Annotated in this window: 3 protein-coding genes and 1 pseudogene; 3 read left to right on the top strand and 1 reads right to left on the bottom strand. The window is 69.9% G+C overall.

Features of this window, described 5'->3' with window-relative positions; all coding sequences use genetic code 11:
• The first annotated feature begins 109 nt into the window (after positions 1 to 109).
• Positions 110 to 445, top strand: a complete 336-nt coding sequence (locus G6026_RS15115; RefSeq protein WP_017836347.1) for a YbaB/EbfC family nucleoid-associated protein — start codon at positions 110 to 112, stop codon at positions 443 to 445.
• An 82-nt stretch (positions 446 to 527) separates the two neighbouring features.
• Positions 528 to 1,133, top strand: a pseudogene (gene recR / locus G6026_RS15120) (recombination mediator RecR); the annotation flags it as partial.
• A gap of 114 nt (positions 1,134 to 1,247) precedes the next feature.
• Here the strand turns inward: recR and G6026_RS15125 are convergent.
• Positions 1,248 to 2,177, bottom strand: a complete 930-nt coding sequence (locus G6026_RS15125; protein WP_194305417.1) for an amidohydrolase family protein — start codon at positions 2,175 to 2,177, stop codon at positions 1,248 to 1,250.
• Between the two features lie 184 nt (positions 2,178 to 2,361).
• On the opposite strand from G6026_RS15125, the gene G6026_RS17625 reads away from it, so the two are divergent.
• A partial coding sequence (locus G6026_RS17625) for a helix-turn-helix domain-containing protein (RefSeq protein ID WP_347238120.1) occupies positions 2,362 to 2,665 on the top strand: 304 nt, incomplete at its 3' end.

Below are 2,665 nucleotides of genomic sequence, written 5' to 3' on the forward strand. Positions count from 1 at the left end.
CTCGGCCCGCCGCGCGGCGGGGCACGCTGTCCGAGGGTGCGGTTACCCTGGATCCCGACCGACCGGGGCCGCCCCGGCTCAGATGAGGCACCAGCCGAAAGGACCCGACATGCAGCCCGGACCCGACATGAACGCCCTCCTCGAGCAGGCCCAGCAGATGCAGGCCCAGCTCGCCCAGGCGCAGCAGGAGATCGCCGCGACCACGGTCGACGGTCAGGCCGGTGGCGGTCTCGTCACCGTCACCATGCGCGGCACCGGAGAGGTCACCGGGGTCACCGTGGACCCCAAGGTCGTGGACCCCGAGGACATCGAGACGCTGCAGGACCTGCTCGTGGGTGCCTTCGGTGACGCCCACACCAAGGTCCAGCAGCTCGCGGAGTCGCGGCTCGGCCCGCTGGCCTCCGGTGGTGGCCTCGGCGACATGATGGGTGGCCTGGGCATGTGAGCCCGGCGGGATCCGGGGAGGTCCGGAACCCGCCTCCCGGTGTCGCAACCGACGCCGGCACCAACACAGCACAGGAACGGCGATGTACGAGGGACCAGTCCAGAACCTGATCGATGAGCTCGGCAAACTGCCGGGCGTCGGTCCGAAGTCCGCGCAGCGGCTGGCCTTCCACCTCCTGCAGGCGGAGCCCGAGTCGGTGGAGCGGCTGCGTTCGGCGCTGCAGGCGGTGGTCGACGGCGTCTCCTACTGCGAGGTCTGCGGCACCGTGGCGGCGGGCGAACGCTGCCGCATCTGCTCGGACCCGCGACGCGATCCCACTCTCATCTGCGTGGTCGAAGAGCCCAAGGACATCGAGGCCATCGAGCGCACCCGCGAGTTCCGCGGGCTCTACCACGTGCTCGGTGGCGCGCTCGACCCCCTCAACGGCATCGGCCCCAACGAACTGCGGATCGCGGGCCTGATGAGGCGGGTCGGTCAGGAGTTCGAGGGCGAGGAGATCGCGGAGATCATCATCGCGACCGACCCCAACACCACCGGCGAGGCCACGTCGACATACCTCGCACGGCTGCTGCGGCCGTTCCCCGAACTCGTGGTGAGCCGCCTGGCCTCGGGCCTGCCCATGGGTGCGGATCTCGAATTCGCGGACGAACTGACCCTGGGTAGCGCGTTGTCCGGCCGCCGGATCCTCTCGGGTGGCCCCTCCCAGCCCACGCGGTCAGGGGGCGTGCTCCGTCCGGAACAGACGGAGGCCCCGGAACGCCAGCCGGAACCCCAGCTGGCCCCCCAGTCGTCGCCCGACCTGTCAGAGGTCGAAGAGCCTCGCGGCGTTACCGTGCCACACCGACCGTAGCCAGTCATCCCCCAACCCGAGGCCCGCGAGCGCGTCGAGTTGGTGCGCGAACGGGTAGGGGATGTTGGGGAAGTCGGTCCCCAGCAGGATCTTGTGCTCCAGATCGACGAGCCGCCCGCGCTCGGAGTCGGGGAACGGGGTGATCTCCTCGACGAAGTCGGTGAACGCCATGGTCGTGTCCAGGTGGACGCCGCTGTACCTCTCCGCCAGGTCCAGGAACTCCGAGTACTCGCCCATGCCCATGTGGGCGATGATCAGTGGCAGGTCCGGGTAACGCTCCAGCACGCCGGCGATCGGCTCCGGGCCCGTGAAAGGCCCCGCCACGGGGCCGCTGCCGCAGTGGATCACCGTCGGCACCCGCGCCTCGGCCAACTGACCCCACACGGGGTCCAGCAGTGGGTCGCGCGGGTCGTACTCGCCCACCTGGATGTGCGATTTGAACACCCGGGCCCCGGACTCGATGGCGTCCCGGACGTACTCGCCGGCGGCCGGCTCGGGGAAGAAGGTGGCGGTGTGCAGGCAGTCGGGGTGCCGTGCCGCGAAGTCCGCGGACCACGAGTTGAGCCACGCCGCCATGTCCGCCTTGTGCGGGTACAGCATGGATGAGAACGCCAGGACCCCGTAGGACCTCAGGCGCTCGACCCGCTCGTCCTCGGCCTCCCGGTAGGTGATCGGCCACGTCCGCCCGACCTTCGGGCCGGCGCCGTCGAAGTAGTCCCACACCTTGGCCATCACCCGCTCGGGCATGAAGTGTGTGTGGACGTCGATGATCCCGGGTAGACCCAGCGGTTCCCACAGGGCGCGCACGCGCGCTGCCTCTCGCGCGGGATCGGGAGGGGTCACGGAGCCGGTGAGGGTGGCGGTGCCGTGGTGGATGCACATGGACCCGAGCGTAGGCCAGTGCTGCATCGGTCCGGTGTGTTGTGGCCCGTACCCGCGGTGCGCACCCCGCTGTCGGTGACCCTCACCGCGCACCGGCGGAAAAATCCTTCTTGACAAGAAAGTTTGTCGGTAGCAGGGTGGGCAGGAAAGAGGGCTCGAGGTCGTTGGAGACAGGAGGCCGGGCGTGCAGGACATCGGAGTGATCGACAGCGCGGAGGCGGCCACCGCCGCGCTGGCCCCCATGCGTACTCGTCTGCTGGCCGAACTCGCCGAACCGGGGTCCGCCACCACGCTCGCGGCTCGCCTCGGCGTCCCGAGGCAGAAGCTCAACTATCACCTGCGGCAACTCGAGAAGCACGGGCTGGTCGAACTGGTCGAGGAGCGGCGGCGGGGCAACGTCACCGAACGGATCCTCAGGGCCTCGTCGTCGTCGTTCGTCGTCTCTCCGGGGGTGATGGGGCGGGTCCAGCCCGCCGTGAGCACCGACC

Source organism: Dietzia sp. DQ11-38-2, from assembly GCF_014145055.1.
Taxonomy (GTDB): domain Bacteria; phylum Actinomycetota; class Actinomycetes; order Mycobacteriales; family Mycobacteriaceae; genus Dietzia.

Excerpts from the sequence above, each read along its gene's own strand:
- G6026_RS15125 (WP_194305417.1), bottom strand. The coding sequence starts at position 2,177 with ATGTGCATCCACCACGGCACCGCCACCCTCACCGGCTCCGTGACCCCT.
- G6026_RS15115 (WP_017836347.1), top strand. The coding sequence starts at position 110 with ATGCAGCCCGGACCCGACATGAACGCCCTCCTCGAGCAGGCCCAGCAG.